The sequence below is a fragment of the Shewanella sp. SM20 genome (genome assembly GCF_025654545.1).
GTDB classification, from domain to species: domain Bacteria; phylum Pseudomonadota; class Gammaproteobacteria; order Enterobacterales; family Shewanellaceae; genus Shewanella; species Shewanella oncorhynchi.
Genome location: NZ_JAKKRK010000002.1, coordinates 187,294 through 206,298 on the forward strand (window position 1 = coordinate 187,294; position 19,005 = coordinate 206,298).

17 protein-coding genes and 1 pseudogene are annotated in these 19,005 nt (G+C 45.9%); 9 read left to right on the forward strand and 9 right to left on the reverse strand.

All coding sequences use genetic code 11. The annotated features are described in order from the left end of the window. Positions 1-15: 15 nt before the first annotated feature. Positions 16-1,230 (reverse strand): pyridoxal phosphate-dependent aminotransferase, encoded by a 1,215-nt coding sequence (locus L5M18_RS01815; protein ID WP_131524175.1) that lies wholly within the window; start codon positions 1,228-1,230, stop codon positions 16-18. 755 nt (positions 1,231-1,985) lie between these two features. On the opposite strand from L5M18_RS01815, the gene L5M18_RS01820 reads away from it, so the two are divergent. Then, positions 1,986-3,368, forward strand: a complete 1,383-nt coding sequence (locus tag L5M18_RS01820; protein ID WP_113939692.1) for a Na+/H+ antiporter NhaC family protein — start codon at positions 1,986-1,988, stop codon at positions 3,366-3,368. A gap of 296 nt (positions 3,369-3,664) precedes the next feature. Further along, positions 3,665-4,999 (forward strand): glutamine synthetase family protein, encoded by a 1,335-nt coding sequence (locus tag L5M18_RS01825; RefSeq protein WP_317629890.1) that lies wholly within the window; start codon positions 3,665-3,667, stop codon positions 4,997-4,999. Positions 5,000-5,145: 146 nt separating this feature from the next. On the opposite strand, the gene efp is transcribed toward L5M18_RS01825, so the two are convergent. The 6 genes from efp to L5M18_RS01855 form a co-directional block, all read right to left on the reverse strand. Continuing rightward, entirely contained in the window at positions 5,146-5,706 is a 561-nt protein-coding gene (efp, locus tag L5M18_RS01830) for an elongation factor P (protein WP_105252465.1), read from the reverse strand. 45 nt (positions 5,707-5,751) lie between these two features. Beyond that, a complete protein-coding gene (earP, locus tag L5M18_RS01835) occupies positions 5,752-6,933 on the reverse strand; it encodes an elongation factor P maturation arginine rhamnosyltransferase EarP (RefSeq protein WP_263195814.1) in 1,182 nt (393 codons plus the stop codon). A gap of 112 nt (positions 6,934-7,045) precedes the next feature. Next, positions 7,046-7,573, reverse strand: a complete 528-nt coding sequence (gene fldA / locus L5M18_RS01840; RefSeq protein ID WP_006081576.1) for a flavodoxin FldA — start codon at positions 7,571-7,573, stop codon at positions 7,046-7,048. 54 nt (positions 7,574-7,627) lie between these two features. Further along, positions 7,628-7,900, reverse strand: a complete 273-nt coding sequence (gene ybfE, locus L5M18_RS01845) for a LexA regulated protein (protein ID WP_006081577.1) — start codon at positions 7,898-7,900, stop codon at positions 7,628-7,630. Positions 7,901-7,910: 10 nt separating this feature from the next. After that, a complete protein-coding gene (locus tag L5M18_RS01850; RefSeq protein WP_006081578.1) occupies positions 7,911-8,132 on the reverse strand; it encodes a DUF2788 domain-containing protein in 222 nt (73 codons plus the stop codon). Positions 8,133-8,233: 101 nt separating this feature from the next. Beyond that, on the reverse strand, positions 8,234-9,010 hold the full coding sequence (locus L5M18_RS01855; protein WP_263195815.1) for an alpha/beta fold hydrolase: 777 nt from the start codon (positions 9,008-9,010) through the stop codon (positions 8,234-8,236). Positions 9,011-9,308: 298 nt separating this feature from the next. On the opposite strand from L5M18_RS01855, the gene seqA reads away from it, so the two are divergent. Continuing rightward, a complete protein-coding gene (gene seqA / locus L5M18_RS01860; protein ID WP_198573466.1) occupies positions 9,309-9,851 on the forward strand; it encodes a replication initiation negative regulator SeqA in 543 nt (180 codons plus the stop codon). A 73-nt stretch (positions 9,852-9,924) separates the two neighbouring features. Next, the gene (pgm, locus tag L5M18_RS01865) at positions 9,925-11,577 is read left to right on the forward strand and encodes a phosphoglucomutase (alpha-D-glucose-1,6-bisphosphate-dependent) (RefSeq protein WP_263195816.1); all 1,653 of its coding nucleotides are present in this window, start codon (positions 9,925-9,927) and stop codon (positions 11,575-11,577) included. Positions 11,578-11,693: 116 nt separating this feature from the next. Here the strand turns inward: pgm and msrA are convergent, their stop codons facing one another. Beyond that, positions 11,694-12,173: a peptide-methionine (S)-S-oxide reductase MsrA gene (gene msrA / locus L5M18_RS01870; protein ID WP_263195817.1), complete on the reverse strand. Its 480-nt coding sequence runs from the start codon at positions 12,171-12,173 to the stop codon at positions 11,694-11,696. 330 nt (positions 12,174-12,503) lie between these two features. Between msrA and astE the strand changes: the two genes are divergently transcribed. From astE to nadA, 5 genes are all read left to right on the forward strand, one after another. Further along, positions 12,504-13,538 carry a succinylglutamate desuccinylase gene (astE, locus tag L5M18_RS01875; protein WP_263195818.1) on the forward strand — a complete coding sequence of 345 codons (1,035 nt, stop codon included), beginning with the start codon at positions 12,504-12,506 and terminating at the stop codon, positions 13,536-13,538. Between the two features lie 162 nt (positions 13,539-13,700). Then, positions 13,701-14,879 carry a thiamine pyrophosphate-dependent dehydrogenase E1 component subunit alpha gene (locus L5M18_RS01880; RefSeq protein WP_006081586.1) on the forward strand — a complete coding sequence of 393 codons (1,179 nt, stop codon included), beginning with the start codon at positions 13,701-13,703 and terminating at the stop codon, positions 14,877-14,879. 3 nt (positions 14,880-14,882) lie between these two features. Continuing rightward, the gene (locus L5M18_RS01885; protein WP_028759982.1) at positions 14,883-15,860 is read left to right on the forward strand and encodes an alpha-ketoacid dehydrogenase subunit beta; all 978 of its coding nucleotides are present in this window, start codon (positions 14,883-14,885) and stop codon (positions 15,858-15,860) included. A gap of 9 nt (positions 15,861-15,869) precedes the next feature. Continuing rightward, on the forward strand, positions 15,870-17,492 hold the full coding sequence (locus tag L5M18_RS01890; protein WP_263195819.1) for a dihydrolipoyllysine-residue acetyltransferase: 1,623 nt from the start codon (positions 15,870-15,872) through the stop codon (positions 17,490-17,492). 132 nt (positions 17,493-17,624) lie between these two features. After that, complete coding sequence (nadA, locus tag L5M18_RS01895) at positions 17,625-18,707, forward strand: quinolinate synthase NadA (RefSeq protein ID WP_028759980.1); 1,083 nt, start codon at positions 17,625-17,627, stop codon at positions 18,705-18,707. 61 nt (positions 18,708-18,768) lie between these two features. Here nadA and L5M18_RS01900 read toward each other — a convergent pair. Next, positions 18,769-19,005, reverse strand: a pseudogene (locus tag L5M18_RS01900) (IS4 family transposase); the annotation flags it as partial.

The following is a 19,005-nucleotide window of genomic DNA, read 5'->3' on the forward strand; positions in this document are numbered from 1 at the left end:
CGTTAAAGGGATATTTTACTGTCGATAGTTTTCGAGGAAGGCACCAAACTCGGTAAATGCTTTTTTCAGATCTTCTTTATAGGGCAAGAAAACCACTCGCAAATGATCGGGCTCAGGCCAGTTAAAGGCGCTGCCATGGACTAACAGGATTTTCTTTTCTCTGAGCAAATCCAGCACTAAACGCTCATCATCCCTTAGGTTGAATTTCTTCATATCCAGTTTCGGGAAGGCATAGAGTGCGCCCTTTGGTTTTTTAACGCTCACACCTGGAATTTGGTTAAGTAATTCGTAACAGGCATCCCTTTGGACTGTGAGGCGGCCATTAGGCAAAATAAGCTCGTTAATACTCTGATAACCGCCGAGCGCGGTTTGAATCGCATGTTGATTGGGCACGTTTGCACAGAGGCGCATCGAGGACAGCATCTCTAAGCCTTCGATGTAACTTTTAGCAGCCTTAAGATTGCCAGATAACATCATCCAACCAACACGAAATCCTGCTGCACGATAAGCCTTTGATAAACCGTTAAAAGTAACAGTTAAAATATCATCTGATAGACCCGCAGCAGGAATATGCTTGGCTTCGTCGTATAAAATTTTATCGTAAATTTCATCGGCAAAAAGGATCAGATCATGTTGACGACACAGTTCAACCACTTGCAGCAGTAATTCTCTGCTGTATACCGCTCCGGTTGGATTGTTCGGGTTAATCAGCACTATGCCGCGGGTACGTGATGAAATTTTACTTTTAATGTCGTTGAGATCGGGGAACCAGTCCGCTTCTTCATCACAGCGATAATGCACAGCCTTGCCGCCCGCGAGATTCGCCGCAGCCGTCCACAGGGGATAGTCTGGAGAGGGGATTAAGATCTCATCATCGGTATTTAGCAAGCCTTGCATTGCCATCATAATGAGTTCTGAAACGCCGTTGCCTATATAGATATCTTCGATATCGACACCAAAAATCCCTTGGGCTTGATAATGCTGCACTATGGCCTTACGGGCAGAGAATAATCCTTTTGACTCACAGTAGCCTTGGGCACTGGGTAAATTGAGGATCACATCGCGCACAATTTCTTCAGGCGCTTCGAAACCGAAGGGGGCCGGATTACCAATGTTGAGTTTGAGGATTCGATGCCCCTCGTCTTCTAAACGTCTGGCTTCCTTGTGCACTGGGCCGCGGATGTCATAGCAAACGGTATCCAGCTTGTTGGATTTGATGATAGGGCGCATTTACACCTCGGAACATGCATAAAGTTTTGGCTTAAGTTAGCGCACCATAACGAAATTTCATTGCAGATGAAAGGGGGGATAAGCACAGAATTGCGCTTTTTTTATAAACACCCCTCAGTTAAATATGCTTTAACAGTCGATTAAAGAAATCTGCACAAGTTTTATGTTCTGATATTGGCGTGATTTTAAGATTGTTTATCTATTGGGTTGGTAGGGGAATCTTGTTTATGTTTTTTCATTTCGAAAGATGAAAAATGCGTTTTCATTAGCTGACCCATATTTAATTTCTCTATATTAGCTATATCAATCGTGACAGAAGAAAATGTATTTTAGCTGATACTTAATGGTTGATTTTTAATCACAGATTTTTGATAAGGTAAACTTATGCAAGCGGCATTTTATTTTGTGATAATTAGGCATATTTATTGAATGCTTATTAAGCTAAGAAGATCATAAATGTTTAAGTTACAATGGCGTTAAAAGTCTTCTAGATTATACGGTTATGTAAAATCGTCTCGCGGGAATTAAATTTATTTTCTATCAAGTTAAATTTATAGTTGACTCAATATTCGATGCGCTTTATTTTCTGCGCGATGTTTTTGGCAAGGCACCTTAGATAGCAAGCAATTCGCGGGTTTTATCTTCAGGGTTAGTCATCATGAAGCAGCTGTGTTGACGTTCTGAATCGTGTTGATTTCAGGCGTTATTCTAAAACCATTTGCCTTTTAGGCGATTTATTTAGAGGACCTAAGTGCATGTCTGAACCGACAGCGTTAAGTCTCATTCCACCTTTGGTGGTATTGGTGTTAGCTATTTGGTTACGCCGTCCTATTTTATCTTTGATCATAGGTGCGGTAACCGGTTTCCTGTTACTCGATCCCAGTCAAGTCTTAAACAATTTTGCTAGTGTGTCATTGAAGGTTATGGCCGATGAAACCATAGGTTGGTTGATTCTGGTGTGTGGTGGTTTTGGCGCGCTCATCGCACTTTTAGTACGAACTGGCGGCGCATTAGCGTTTGGCCGCAATGCACTTAAATTGGCGAAAGGACCTAAATCTTCCCTATTAATGACTTTTATCCTTGGGATCGTGATTTTTATCGATGACTATCTCAATGCGTTGACCGTGGGTGAAACCATGAAGCGTGTAACGGATAAATTTAAAGTGTCCCGTGAAATGCTCGCCTATGTCGTGGACTCCACCGCCGCGCCCGTGTGCGTGTTAGTGCCATTATCGACTTGGGCGGTATTTTTTGGTGGATTACTGGTGGATAACGGTGTGGCAGCCGAAGGTCAAGGCATTGCAGTTTATATGCAAGCCATTCCTTACATGCTTTATGCTTGGTTAGCTGTGGCTATGGTGCTACTTGTCGCATTAGGTATTGTGCCCGCCATTGGTCCAATGAAGACTGCGCAGCTGCGCGCTGCCCAAGGTGAACCCGCTGAAGCGCAAGTGGATTTCGACCAAGTGCAAACTTCGGATGAATATGCGGTTAAAGCCATAGAAGAGGAATTTAAGCACGCCGATAATCAGGGCAAACTGCATAACTTTTTAGTGCCTATTGGTTTGTTAGTTGCCTTTACCGTGTACTTTGATATCGACGTGTGGAAAGGCTTGCTGGCGACCTTAGTTATCACGATTCCTTATTATGCAGTGCAGCGTTTGATGCCATTTTCAGAGATGATGGACCAAATGATCGATGGCTTTAAAAGCATGCTACCAGCCATTAGCACTGTGATTGCGGCGTTTGTGTTTAAGGATGTGTGCGATCAGTTGTTACTGCCGCAGTATGTCATTGAGTCATTAAGCCCATTTATGACACCTAAATTGCTGCCTGCGGTAGTGTTTTTATCTATGGCTATACTCGCGTTTGCCACAGGTTCGAGCTGGGGTATATTTGCCGTGACGATTCCTATCGTGATGCCATTAGCGCAAGCGGTTGGGGCGGACATCCCATTAGTCATTGGGGCCTTATTGTCTGCATCATCATTTGGTAGTCAAGCGTGCTTCTACTCAGATTCAACCGTATTGGCCGCCCAAGGCTCAGGTTGTAACTTAGTGAGCCATGCTGTGACTCAGTTACCTTATGCACTTATCGCAGCAGTAATAGCATTTATCGGCTTTATTGTGATTGCATAACTTCTGTCACGATTAATATAAGAAACCAGCTACGGCTGGTTTTTTTATGTCTGCCGTAATGGGGTTAGGCGGCTAGAGTGAGTAAAGGGTGAGTAAAGAGTGATGAGGCTTGAATTAGAATAAACACGATTACACTGCTAAATGAAGATTTTCAACTGATGTCAAATTATATTTTACGGAATTGTCATTTATATTTTACATATTTCATCGTCGCCATGTAGCTTTTCAAATCAAAGCCTGATTATACTTTGCAACCTTCAGGGCATTATTTTCAACATTAGTGGCAAACGAATCAAATGGACTCAACTCTTCTTACTGCGTTTTTCGAGCACGGCACAATACGTGATGTCGAATGTTTATTCCCTGATATTTCAGGCTATCCAAGGGGAAAGCTTATGCCAGCCCGAAGTTTTGCTCAGGGTGCTGAATTACGTATTGCCCAAGCGATTTCGATGCAAGCGATTACCGGTGAGTATTCCTACGATACTGTTTTCCCTGATGCTGATCCTGATCTTTTACTCGTCCCCGATTACAGCACTCTCAACATGGTCCCATGGAGCACAGTGCCGCGCGCATTTGCCATCCATGATTGCGTATTACTGGATGGCAATTTATGTCCATTTGCGCCGCGCTCTATGTTAAAAAATGTGTTGGCCCGTTACCAAGCCCTTGGGTTAACGCCCGTGGTGGCCCCTGAGATTGAGTTTTATCTGACTGAAGCCAATACCGATCCGAGTGTGCCGTATCAGGCACCCATTTCAAAAAGTGGCCGAGCTGAAAATGGTCAATCCGCGTTTAGCATGAATATGCTCAATGAACTCGCACCATTTTGGGATGAGTTTAATGCCGCTATCGATGCGATTGGGATTAAAGGTGATACTTGGATCCATGAAATGGGGCTATCACAATATGAAATTAACTTAGTGCATGGCGATCCGCTGGCTCTTGCAGATCAAGCCTTTATGTTTAAATACGCCGCGAAAGAAATCGCCATAAAACATGGCTTGAATGCGATTTTTATGGCGAAACCCATAGCGGGTCAACCCGGCAGTTCTATGCATTTACATCAAAGTGTCGTCGATGATAAAGGTCATAATATTTTCAGCCATGCAGATGGTAGCGACACTGACCGTTTTCACCACTATATCGGCGGATTACAAAAGTATCTACCTGATTTAATGTTGTTATTTGCACCCAATATCAATTCATTTAGACGTTACATTTCCGGCAGTCAAGCGCCGATTAATTTAAGCTGGGGCGTTGATAATCGCACCACGGGCCTACGTGTGCCATTAAGTGCTCCAGTGGCGAGACGGGTAGAGAATCGTATTGCGGGCGCCGATGCTAATCCGTACCTGATGATTGCCGCATCTTTGGCTGCGGGCCTTGCCGGAATGGAAGAAAAATTATCGCCAAGTGCACCAGAAACCGGGAGCGCCTACGATAGCAGCCATGACCTCGCGCAGACATTTTTAGCTGCGTTAACGCAAATGCGCCAAAGTGATTCGGCACGACGCTTACTCGGGGACGATTTTGTCACTGGCTTTGTATCGGTGAAGGAAATTGAATTCCAAAGTTATTTGAGTGAGATAGGGGCTTGGGAGCGACGCTTCTTAGGGCCGCAATGCTAACGCTTTTATGAATAAGGGAATTATTACTTATAAAAGTTTTAACCCCTTAAATGACTCAAGAGTCTTAAAAATGAGTGACTAAAAAATAGCAACAAAAAAGCCAGTGCAAGCACTGGCTTTTCTTCGTCTGGAAACGAAAAGGGCGATTAAACGCGCTTCTTGAATTCACCAGTACGAGTGTCGATTTCAATTTTGTCGCCTACTTTCACGAAGTCAGCAACACTCACTGTGCCACCGCCAGTGATAGTCGCTGGCTTCATCACTTTACCTGAAGTATCGCCACGAGCTGAAGGCTCAGTGTAGATCACTTCACGTACGATAGTGGTTGGCATTTCAACAGAGATAGCTTTGCCATCATAGAAAGTCACTTGGCAAGTTTCTTCCATACCGTCAACGATATAAGCCGCTGCATCACCTAGGTTTTCAGCTTCTACGTCGTATTGGTTGTATTCTGCATCCATGAATACAAACATAGGATCTGCAAAGTAAGAATATGTGCAGTCAAGACGATCTAGGATGATGTCTTCTAACTTATCTTCACCTTTGAAAGTCGTTTCAGTACCAGAGTTAAGCAGTAAGTTTTTCAACTTTAACTTAACGATAGCAGCGTTACGGCCAGAACGAGTTGTTTCAGTTTTCTGCACAACCCATGGGCTGCCATCTAACATGATCACGTTACCAGGACGGATTTCATGAGCAGTTTTCATTACACTATTTCCTATATTTAGATTTTTCTGTTTTCGCGCAGTATCTTAGCTGTTTTTAACGAACTGAACTAGTCGAGTAGCGAGATCTGCAGCATTTAATGCATTAATTGGCCATTGTTTAGCATGGTGATGCAACAAGGGCAAATTAACAGGATTAAGGTTTTGCCAGTGAAGGCTCACGGCTGATTGCTGTGCTTGGTTGAACGCGAGATTCAATTCAGACCAATAACAAGCAATTTTAGGTGGCAGATTATCGCAGTAAAGTTTAAGAAAAGCTTCTAATTTTACGAGGTGATAATCATCTTCTTGGGGATAAATGTGCCAAATGAAGGGTTTTGCGGCCCATTGGGCACGTAAAAAGGAATCTTCACCGCGCACGATATTAAAATCACTGCTCCAGAGCAGGCGATCAAACCCCTGTTGGTCTGTCATAGGTAAAATGTGCAGGGTTAAATTGCCATGATTTATCTGTTGACCCGGCACTAGAGCGGCAATTTCACAGGGCAGTAAATGTGTCAGACTGTTTAAGCTACGCCCCTTGGGGATCAGCGCATGGATTTTTTCTACCGATTGCTGCCATAACTCACATAATGCGGGTAGCGCCTCGGTCTCATAGCTAAAAACGCTAATAACAGTGTCTTGTGCCTGAATGTCCTTAAGACCTAGATCAGTAAAAAGCTGCAATTTATTGGCAGTATCAGCTTGCCAAGCATCACGCTCTGCAAACAAATTTTGCTCGCAAATGAGTCCACCCGTTTTGGCGCTAAAACCGGGAAAGTAGAAATACTTCTTCAAACCATTGGCTTGTAACGATGGCAAACCATGGCAACCTTCAACCCAATTCTCTGCGCTTAAATACTCTAAATTCAGCCAAACAGGTACAGATTTTAGGGCGTCCTGATGTAAATAAGCCAGCTGCGCTTTTACCTGTTCAGGGAGTTCACAGGCAAAGGCTTCGATGAGCACAGCTCCTGCGACAAACGCTACAGGCAAAGGCTCTTTCCAATGAATAATATTCACACCATTGAAGGTTTGAGTGACTTTTAGTGGTTCGAGTGTCGGTAAAATATGGGAGAAGCTTGCGAGGTCGTCGACCCACAGATTAACAGGGATCTGATACTCATTGGCTATTTGTTTTGCTAAACGCCAAGTGACGCCAATATCGCCATAGTTATCGACGACGGTACAAAAGATATCCCAATGATTGGAGCGGGGTGTGTTGGTCATGAGTGTGGTATGTCGTTATTCTTATTTACAACAAGTAGATAGTCGCAACAAGTCAGAAATATATGCATAAAAAAAGCGGCGTTAAGCCGCTTTAATCAAATGGTTAACAGAATTAATCTTCTAATTCAGCTAAACACATTTCTTCGTAAATTTGCTTAACCCAAGCATCAACACGTTCTTCAGTCAGCTCTGGTTGGCGATCTTCATCGATACCTAAACCAATAAAGTGGTCGTCATCGACTTGACCTTTAGAGGCTTCAAAATTGTAGCTTGCAGTTGGCCAGTGGCCGATGATGATACCACCACGGGCCTGAACGATATCGCCAACCATGCCCATGGCATCAAGGAAGTACTCAGCGTAGTCTTCTTGATCACCACAACCAAAAATAGCGACAAGTTTGTCAGTAAAATCAATTTGCTCTAATTCAGGGAAGAAATCATCCCAGTCACATTGCGCTTCACCGTAATACCAGGTCGGGATGCCGAACAGCAGCAAGTCATACTCTGCAATCTGTTCTTTGGTACTTTTGGCGATATCTTTCACCTCAACCATTTTTTTACCCAGTTTTTTCTGGATCATCTTGGCTACAGCTTCGGTGTTACCTGTGTCGCTACCGAAAAAAAGACCTACAGTTGCCATTGTCTATCCTTTAATGTCTAGTTCACTTATTAGGTTAATCTTGCTGGTACTCGTTCAGCACTCAACTTGTTGCTGAAGAATTAATTCGATTAACTGGCTACGGCTGATGTTACTGGCCAATGCCTGCTCATTCAAGGCGTCATACAAATCTTGTGACACCTTTAACTCTATTCGCTTTAATCCGTTGGCTTTATCGCGCTGGATTTGATTGCGTTTGTTGACCTTAAGCTGTTGGCTACGGGACAAAGGATTACTTCTTGGGCGGCCCCGGCGCTTTTCATTGGCAAAAAGGTCAATGGTGGTTCTGTCAGTTGCTTCTTTTGCCATGTTCTTATTGTTAACCGATCCCTGAGCCTTCCCAAGTGATCTGGATAATACCTTTTACAATAAACCCGGCGCAGCCGAGAAATAACACTAACCAAACAATAAATCGACCAAATTTTGGCACGTTACCTTGTTTAAGCACATCGTGGATGGCCATGCCGATAAAGAAAAATATCGAGGCAAAAAACAGGTTCAGGCCGATGGTTTCAATTTGTTCCATGTACTGAGATAACATACTTTCTTAGTCCTTGAGAGTGTTCTAAGGCCAAAAGAGGCGCGAATATATCACAACAAGATGGCGGCTGCCATATGCTTTCGGTCGAGTTTGCTGCTGATTTACATTGAATGTTTGTCAATAAATTCAGACACGATCCGGTTAAAAATGACGGGTTTTTGCGCATGCAACCAATGACCACATCCTTCAAGTGTTTTTGCCTGTGCCGCGGGGAATTGCACCATGATAGCGCTTCTGTGCTCGCTAGTGACATAATTTGAGTCGCCGCCGCGAATAAACAGACTTGGTCCAGCATAGCTTTGTACTGGATTTAGTGTCTGATTTTGCCAGCCAATAATATTAGGATAACAAGCCTTTAGACCACTTAAGTTCATTTTCCAACGAAAACCAGTATCAGTGCGTTGTAGATTTTTGAGTAAAAATTGTGCCGTTGCTTCGTCAATACCATTGTCAATTAAGTGGTTTAGGGCAAAGCGTCTGTCGGTATGGCCTTCTAAGGGCAGGCTTTCTAATGCCGCAAACACTGTGTCGTGTCTTGGCTCATAGGCGACGGGGGCGATATCGGCTGCCACCATACTGATAATGCGCTCAGGAAAGGCTAACGCCGTCGCCATGGCGATTTTACCCCCCATGGAGTGACCCACAATATGGGCGCGTTCAATAGCCAGTTCGTCGAGCAAGCTGATCATTGCAGTGGCGAGGCGAGGGTAGTCCATTTGATCCCAATGCTCACTTAAACCATGATTGGGCACATCGACACGAATAACTTGATACTGATTTTCTAATACTTGCCCTAGACCTTTGAGGTTATCTAGATTACCGAACAAGCCGTGGATCAAGAGCACTGCGGGTCCTTGGCCTGTAGAAACAAAGTTCATGGTGATTCCTGTTGGAGATTTTTAGCTTAGCGTGACGCGAATTGTGCCCTTAATGCCGTTGGCTTGACAAGTCAGTTGCTATTTCTATAGTGGGGGCGGCCAGTAACTTGTGTGCTTTTTCGGCAATTGTCGATTAACTGCTAGTTTGCTGTGCTATTTCCCGCACTTTTAGAATAATGGCGCTTTATCAGATTGATAGAGATAGATACACTGGTAACAGATCGCAATGATCTGCCCCGATCGCTGTGGTACACTTTTTTCGGTTAAGCCTGTCGAATAACAAAGGATAATTAAGGTTATGAAATATATCGAAGTAGATGAAGAGCTCTATCGTCATATTGCCAGCAAAACAGAACGAATTGGTGAGAGCGCCTCTGACATTCTTCGTCGATTACTCGGCCTGTCCGTCGATGCGGTCGAACAACCCCAGCCTTTGGCGATTAGCCAACCGAGCCTTGAAGCTGAACCTATTCAGCCCATCGCGGCGCAAACAGTGCCAGCAGTGAATGATTTTAGTCGCTTAGTCGATGAACATCAGTTATCGCAGCAAAAAGGCGCAGTAGGTCGTTTTCTGTTTTTGCTCGAAAGTTTGTATCAATTAGCCCCAGAGCAATTCTCACAAATTTTGCAGATCCAAGGGCGCGATCGTTTGTATTTTGCTCGCTCTAAGGAGCAACTGCTCGAAGCGAGTGCTTCGGCTAACCCAAAAGAAATTGGTGCAAGTGGTTTCTGGGTAACGAGTAACAACAATACCGCCAAGAAACGCACTATTTTATCGGAAGTTTTAGTGCAATTTGGTTGTGATGCGACAGTAGCTGCGGGCATCGCCGAGCGCGTTTAATCCGCGGGTGAGCCAAGTTAGTACGACATTTTTCTACTTTTTCTAATTGTAATTGAGTGCAGGAGAGCCATAGGTGGCAATACATCAAAGGGCAGGACAAATCGCTAATCAGACGGATCTGGTCAATATTCCAAAACTGATGAGCCATTATTACAGCATCACGCCAAATATGGATGACGTACAACAACGCGTCACCTTTGGCACTTCTGGGCACAGAGGCTGCGCCTTCAATGGCAGTTTTAACCAACAACACATTTGGGCGATTACCCAAGCTGTGGTGGACTACCGTCAATCGGCAAATATCGATGGGCCGCTGATCCTTGGGATTGACACCCATGCGTTATCCTATGCGGCCTATTTGTCGGCAATTGAAGTGCTGGCGGCAAATAAAGTCACAGTGAAAATCCAACAGAACGACGGATTTACGCCAACGCCAGTGGTGTCCCATGGGGTGATTTGCGCCAATCGCGAAGCCAATATTACGGGTGCGGCATTGTCCGATGGTTTGATCATTACGCCTTCCCATAATCCTCCTCAGGACGGTGGCATCAAGTACAATCCACCCCATGGTGGACCGGCCGAAGGTAATATCACGGCTTGGATTGAATCGCGGGCCAATGATTACTTGCGCCAAGCGTTAGCTGGCGTGCAAAAATTAGCGTATGCCAAAGCGCTGGCATCAGGCTATGTCAACGCCATTGATTTGATCACGCCCTATGTGGCTGATTTAGAAAATGTTATCGACATGCAGGCGATTGCCAACGCTAAGCTGCGTATCGGCGTTGACCCGCTCGGTGGTTCAGGGATTTTCTATTGGGCACCGATTGCCGCGCGTTATGGGCTCGATATCACGTTAGTTAATGATAAAGTTGACCCAAGCTTTAGCTTTATGCCGCTGGATAAAGACGGCAAAATCCGCATGGATTGCTCATCTCCCTACGCGATGGCCGGGTTACTCGCCCATAAAGAATCCTTTGATTTATGCCTTGGTAATGATCCCGATTATGACCGTCACGGCATAGTTTGCCCTGGTACGGGTTTGATGGATCCGAATCATTATCTTGCGGTCGCTATTGATTATTTACTGACACACAGACCAGATTGGAGCGATACCTTAGCCATAGGTAAAACCTTAGTATCGAGTGCGCTTATCGATAAAATCTGTGCTTTCCACGGCAAAACGTTACTCGAAGTGCCAGTGGGCTTTAAGTGGTTTGTCGACGGTTTAGCCGAAGCCACAATCGCCTTTGGCGGTGAAGAGAGTGCTGGCGCGGCATTTTTACGCCGTGATGGCTCTACTTGGTGTACGGATAAAGACGGCTTCATTTTAGGGTTACTTGCCGCAGAAATTCTTGCGGTGACAGGTAAAACCCCTGGTCAACGTCACCAAGAGTTAGTAAAACAATTTGGCCAAAGTTTCTATAAGCGTATCGATAGCCCAATCAGTCTTGAAAACAAAGCCAAGTTTGCTTTGCTCAATGCTGACACCTTAAATGCCACTGTGCTTGCAGGTGAGACAATCGAAAACGTGTTAACCCATGCGCCAGGCAATAATGCGGCCATTGGCGGCATCAAAGTTACCACAGCTAATGGGTGGTTTGCCGCGCGTCCATCGGGCACTGAAGCGTTATTTAAGATCTACGGCGAGAGTTTTATCAGTGAGCAGCATTTGGCTGAGATCATTAAAGATGCGCAGGCATTAATTGATAAGGCGCTAAACGCTTAATGCAGTAGTAGGTTTAGCTAACGTCTCAAAATAAAAAACGCACTCAGATTTGAGTGCGTTTTTGTTTGTGTCTAATTCAGCTGTGAGTAGTTGATCTCATTCTGATTTGACCGTATTTAGTACTCGATATGACAACTCGGTAAGTTATTCTTATCGATGTAATTTTGATGATATTCCTCAGCCACATGGAACTGTTGAAGTGGCACTATTTCAGTGACGATATGGCGTAATCCCCAACGGCCCGAGCGGGCAAAAGCTAACTTTGAGGCTTCTGCGGCTGCTTTTTGCTCACGGTCGTGGAAGAAAATGGTGCTGCGATATTGGGTGCCAATATCTCCGCCTTGCATGTTCAGACTCGTTGGATTGTGGTTTTTCCAAAATACATCGAGCAAGTCTTCATAACTGACAAGGGCGGGATCGAATTCCACTTGCACCACTTCGGCATGGCCCGTTTTGCCTTTTTTGACTTCTTCATAGGTCGTCGCTGCATTATTGCCGCCCATATAGCCGCAGGTGGCATTCGATACGCCGTACACTTGTCTAAAAAAATACTCTACGCCCCAGAAACAGCCGGCACCAAAGGTTGCTAACGCCATAATTAAATCCAATAGAAGTCTAGATGGCTAAGGATTGTGATAAAACTTGAGTGCAAAAGCAAGCCTCAAACTGGAATATTTATCATGGGAAATTCTTAGGGAATGTCCTAAGAATTTAACAATCAGCTTAGTTGAATGTCATTCCGCTTAAAACTGGGTCCTACGGCAATAAATGTCTGAGAACAGCACTAAAAACATGTGTTAGTATTGAAGCCGTTTTTTAGGTGCGAGTGAGACTAACCGCGGTGAGATAAATGCTTAAGTGGTTATTACTGCCTGTACTTATGCTATTGCGCCAATACTGTTACACATCATTATAAGGAGAATTCTGTGTTACAAGCTCTGTTAGATTCAAAGGATTTTTTAGCGCTCACCTTAGCCCATCCTGAACAGTTCGATGGCGAATTTTCATTTAACTTAGGCGATCATACTCAAGTGGAAGTGTGGGATACCGGTGTTATTGTTTTCGAACCAATACAGAATGAAGGAAAAGATATTGTGCTTTCCTGCGGTGTTCACGGTAACGAGACCGCGCCCATTGAACTCTGCAATAGCTTAATTAAACAACTTCTACAGAAAAAGATCATCGCAAAGCAGCGCACTTTATTTCTCATTGGTAACCCATTAGCGATTAATAACGGCACGCGGATTATTGACGAAAACATGAATCGTCTCTTTAGTGGTGAGCATTCCAATCCACCAGGGTTAGTGAACCCTGAGCGAGTACGCGCGAAAAAACTCGAAGCCTATGTCGATCGTTTTTATACTGCGGTTGCCGATGAACGTCAGCGCATCCATTATGATCTGCACACGGCGATGCGCGCCTCGAAGCATGAAAAGTTCGCTATCTATCCCTATCGTCCTGGGCGCGCCTTTAGCGGCGAGCAAATTATGTTTTTAGCCGCAAGCGGCGTCGATACAGTACTTTTCCACCATGAACCGACCACGACCTTCAGCTATTTTTCCTCTGAACGCTACGGTGCCGATGCCTTTACCATTGAGCTTGGCAAAGTGTATCCCATGGGGCAGAACGACATGACGCGTTTTATCGCCACCCATGAAATGTTCATGCGCTTGATCACCGCTAAGCCGTTGGAGCTGGATGCATTTGATGCCGATAAGGTTAACTTGTACCAAGTGTGCCGCGTTATCAATAAACATTTCGATGATTTTGAATTTACCTTCGCAACTGATGTCGAAAACTTCAGATCTTTCCCGAAGGGCTTTGTTTTAGCGCGGGAAGGTGGGCAAGAAATTAAAGTGGAACATGAGTTTGAGTCTGTCGTGTTCCCTAATGCCAAAGTGCCTATTGGCAATCGCACTGTGATTTGCCTGATCCCTGCGGTGAATGCGGACGTGCGTTAGGCTTGTAAAGCAATATATACATGCGTGGCAGGGATAACTTGTGGTTTGAGCTATGCCAATGGTTGATAGGTAGTTTACGTTAACGTAATGTTCGTCGGGCATATTCGTATAAACAGACGCATCAAAACGCTTTGATGCGTAATGAGATAACAAGAGCACAATATGAGCAAAGCAACACTCAACACTGATACAGTGCACCGTGTCGGCTTCTTGGATAAGGCATCGCTACACATTCCTATCCTTCGAATTCTACAAGCCGACGGCACCACTTATGAAACCGCGGTTTTGCCTGTGATAGATGAAACCTTAGCCACTAAAATTTACGATACCTGTGTATTCACTCGGGTACTTGATGAACGTATGCTTGGCGCCCAGCGTCAAGGGCGCATCAGCTTCTACATGACCTGTACGGGTGAAGAAGCGGCGATTGTCGGCAGTGTGGCCGCACTCGATCAAGAAGATGTGATCCTCGCGCAATATCGCGAGCATGCGGCGCTGCGTTATCGCGGCTTTACCACTGAACAGTTTATGAATCAGATGTTCAGTAACGAGAAAGATCTTGGTAAAGGTCGACAAATGCCAATCCATTACGGCAGTGCGGCATTGCATTATCAAACGATTTCTTCACCGTTAGCCACGCAAATCCCGCAGGCGACTGGTGTGGGCTACAGCTTAAAAATGCAAGGTAAGCGCAAAGTCGCGGTTTGTTATTTTGGCGAAGGCGCTGCATCGGAAGGGGATTTTCATGCTGGCCTAAACATGGCCGCGGTACTGAAATGCCCAGTGATTTTCTTCTGTCGTAACAATGGCTACGCGATTTCTACCCCCACTGAAGAGCAGTTTGCTGGAAACGGTATTGCCAGCCGCGGTGTGGGTTATGGCATGCACACCATTCGTGTAGACGGCAATGACATGTTGGCCGTGTTAGCGGCAACCCAGCAAGCCCGTGCCTATGCGATTGAGCATAATGCGCCTGTGCTGATTGAAGCCATGACTTACCGTCTCGGCGCACACTCTTCTTCAGACGATCCCTCAGGTTATCGCTCGAAAGATGAAGAAGCCAAGTGGCAGCAACACGATCCGGTTAAACGCTTCAAATTATGGCTTATCAACAAAGGTTGGTTGGCTGAAGCGGATGATGTGAAACTGCATGAAAAATATCGTGAAGAAGTATTGGCTGCGGTAAAAGTGGCTGAAAAAATTCCTGTGCCTATGCTGGATGAAATTATTGAAGATGTGTACGACAAGCCGACGCCAGTGCTGAAAAAGCAACTTGCCGATCTTAAAGAACATATCAAGAAATATCCGCAAGCCTATCCAAAAAGTGCAGGGAGACTATAAGCCGTGGCTGAAATGAATATGTTACAGGCCGTCAATGAGGCCTTGTCGATTGCCATGCAAGCCGATGAACGCATGGTGGTTTTTGGTGAAGATGTGGGCCACTTTGGCGGGGTATTTCGCGCCACCTCCGGTCTTCAAGAAAAATTCGGTCGCGCTCGCTGCTTTAATACCCCGCTGACAGAGCAAGGTATTGCCGGTTTTGCCAATGGTTTAGCCTCAAATGGCATGACCGCCGTGGCTGAAATTCAATTCGCCGATTATATCTTTCCGGCGTTTGATCAAATCGTCAACGAGTCTGCTAAGTTCCGTTACCGTAGCGGTAATGAGTTCGATGTCGGTGGATTAGTGTTCCGTACGCCCTATGGCGGCGGTATCGCGGGCGGCCATTATCACTCACAATCACCTGAAGCCTATTTTACCCAGACGCCGGGATTAAAAGTCGTTGTGCCACGCAACCCTGAGCAAGCCAAAGGCCTGCTGTTGGCGTCAATCCGTGACAAAAATCCGGTGATCTTCTTTGAGCCTAAGCGTTTATATCGCGCATCGGTTGGCGAAGTGCCAGCGGGCGATTATGAAATTGAACTGGGTAAGGCTGAAGTGGTTCGCGAAGGTAAAGACATCACCTTAGTGGCGTGGGGCGCGCAAATGGAAATCCTTGAAAAAGCCGCCGATATGGCCGCTAAAGAAGGGATCTCCTGTGAAGTTATCGATTTACGCACCTTGTCACCCTGGGATATCGATACCGTTGCCGATTCAGTCAAAAAGACCGGACGTTTGCTGGTTAACCATGAAGCGCCATTAACCGGTGGTTTTGCTGGTGAGATAGCGGCGACGATTCAGCAAGAATGCTTCTTGTATCTAGAGTCGCCCATCAGCCGCGTTTGTGGTTTAGATACCCCGTACCCACTCATTCATGAAAAAGAATACATGCCAGATGCATTCAAAACGTTTGAAGCCATCAAAGCATCAGTGACCTTCTAGGAGTCCGGTATGATTAAAGATTTTATTTTGCCGGATATTGGCGAAGGTGTTGTGGAGTGTGAGTTGGTTGAATGGTTGGTCAAAGAAGGCGACACCGTCGTTGAAGATCAGCCGATTGCCGATGTCATGACAGACAAAGCCTTAGTGCAAATCCCTGCGCCTTTTGCGGGCGTAGTCACTAAGCTGTATTACGCCAAAGGCGATATTGCGAAAGTGCATGCGCCGCTCTATGCCGTAAAAATTGAAGATGCCGTTGAAATCGCAGGCGAATCTGTTACGGCTGAACCTGCTGCGACAATCGCAAAGGCTGCTGAGCCTGTGACGGCAACAACTGCTGATACGTCATCCCGTTCATCTGTCAGCATTGAAGAATTCTTACTACCTGATATCGGCGAAGGCATTGTTGAATGTGAGCTAGTTGAATGGTTGGTGAGTGAAGGTGATTGGGTTGAGGAAGATCAACCGATTGCCGACGTGATGACAGATAAAGCGTTGGTGCAAATTCCTGCCATTAAAGCGGGTAAAATAGCCAAACTGCATTATCGCAAAGGTCAGCTTGCCAAAGTGCATGCGCCTTTATTTGCCATTGAAGTTGAACAGGCGGCTTCTGCACCTGCGGCGACAACAAATACAGATACTGTGGCCAATGCGGCACCTGCAGCGCAGGCTGTGAATGCAGAACCTGCTCGTCAAGGTAAAGCCTTAGCGAGCCCCGCAGTTCGCCGTATGGCGCGGTCGTTAGATATCGATTTGAGCCAAGTACCTGGTACAGGAAAGCATGGCCGTGTGTATAAGGAAGATATCAATCGCTTCCAACAAGGCGCAAGCAATGTTTCTGCTCCAAGTGTGGCTCAGGTAAAAGAGGCGCCAGTTCAAGCGACTCAAACATCTCAAACCCAAGTTCCAACATCTACAGTGACTCAACGCGCTGACACGGTTGAGCCGATTCGCGGCGTAAAAGCTGTGATGGCACGCATGATGGTGGAATCTGTATCGAGCATTCCGCACTTTACCTATTGCGAAGAGTTTGATTTAACAGACTTAGTTGCACTGCGTGAAAGCATGAAAGTGAAGTATTCGTCAGATGAAGTGAAGCTGACCATGATGCCTTTCTTCATGAAGTCGATGTCGCTCGCGTTAAGTCAGTTCCCTGTGATGAACAGTCAAGTGAATGCGGATTGCACTGAACTGACTTATAAGGCGCGTCACAATATCGGCATGGCGGTGGATTCTAAAGTCGGTCTCTTGGTGCCCAACATCAAAGATGTGCAGGACAAGAGCATTTTAGAAGTGGCCTCAGAAATCACCCGCCTGACCCAAGCAGCCCGTAGCGGCCGCGTGGCGCCAGCGGATCTGAAAGACGGCACTATATCTATTTCTAACATTGGCGCCTTAGGTGGCACAGTGGCGACGCCTATTATCAACAAACCTGAGGTGGCGATTGTGGCCTTAGGTAAGTTGCAAACCCTACCGCGCTTTAACGCGAAAGGGGAAGTCGAAGCTCGCCAAATCATGCAAGTGAGCTGGTCAGGTGACCATAGAGTGATCGATGGCGGTACGATTGCTCGCTTCTGTAATCTGTGGAAACAGTATCTTGAGCAGCCTCAAGAGATGTTATTAGCGATGCGCTAAGCCGCTGGCACGAATAACTGACGCTAAAAGGACGCTAAAAGCGTCCTTTTTTATTTGCTTTGCACAAATGGGTTAATCTTTTGATCCAGATTACGTATAATTCCCGAACGTAGTTATCCTGATGGATGTGTTATGAGTCAGTTAGCCCCCAGCCCATTTGCTCCAACAATAGAAACCATTGATTACCCGTTTCCGCCTAAACCAGTGCCTTTGTCCGATGCGCAAAAAGCCGATTACAAGGCGCGTATCAAGCAACTGCTCATTGAAAAAGATGCCGTTCTGGTTGCCCACTATTATACCGATCCTGAAATCCAAGCCCTTGCCGAAGAGACTGGCGGCTGCGTTTCAGACTCCTTAGAAATGGCGCGCTTTGGCCGCGATCACCCAGCAAAAACCTTAATCGTTGCTGGGGTCAAGTTTATGGGCGAAACCGCCAAGATTTTGAGCCCTGAAAAAACCATTTTAATGCCGACCCTTGAAGCGACCTGTTCATTGGATTTAGGTTGTCCGATTGATAAGTTCAGCGCTTTCTGCGACGCGCACCCAGATCATACTGTGGTGGTTTACGCCAATACCTCGGCTGCGGTTAAAGCGCGCGCCGATTGGGTGGTGACCTCAAGCATTGCTCTCGAAATCGTTGAGCACTTAGACAGCGAAGGCAAAAAGATCATTTGGGGACCAGACCGTCATTTAGGCAGCTATATTGCCAAACAGACGGGCGCCGACATGTTGATGTGGCAGGGCGATTGTATCGTTCATGACGAGTTTAAATCTAATGCGCTGCGCGATATGAAAAGCGTTTACCCAGATGCGGCGATTCTTGTGCATCCTGAGTCGCCAGCCAGTGTGGTGGCGATGGCCGATGCTGTTGGCTCGACCAGTCAGCTGATCAAAGCTGCGCAGACCATGCCGAATGAGCGTTTTATCGTGGCAACCGATCGCGGTATTTTCTATAAAATGCAGCAGGCGGCGCCAGGTAAAATTTTAATCGAAGCGCCAACCGGCGGAAATGGCGCAACCTGTAAGAGCTGTGCCCACTGTCCTTGGATGGCGATGAACGGTTTGCAGGCCATTGAAGCGTCACTCGCCGACAGCGATAAAACCACCCATGAGATTTTTGTGGATGAAGACTTAAGAGTTAAAGCGCTGATCCCACTGACGCGTATGCTGGATTTTGCCAAGACACTGAATATGAAAGTGAAGGGTAATGCCTAAGCCCATTATTTAGCTTTTCTTCAGCCTAATAAAAATCCCCGCCATAGAGTCTGTCTCTTGATCACATCTTTTGCTCAAGAGACAAGGCTAGCTGGTAACCTTCAAGGATGGTTTGCAGTTTAAACCATCCTTGCCATAACCTTTCCCAGCCCACAATTCCGCTTCGTTTGCTGTCATTCCAGCCCGCGAGTTTTCCTAATCTTAGATAAGCCCAATGCACACTGGGGACTTGTTCGGGCGGTTGGCTTTTTTCCGTCTTTAGCCATAACAACTTCCAGGCCAATGGGCTTAACAGGCT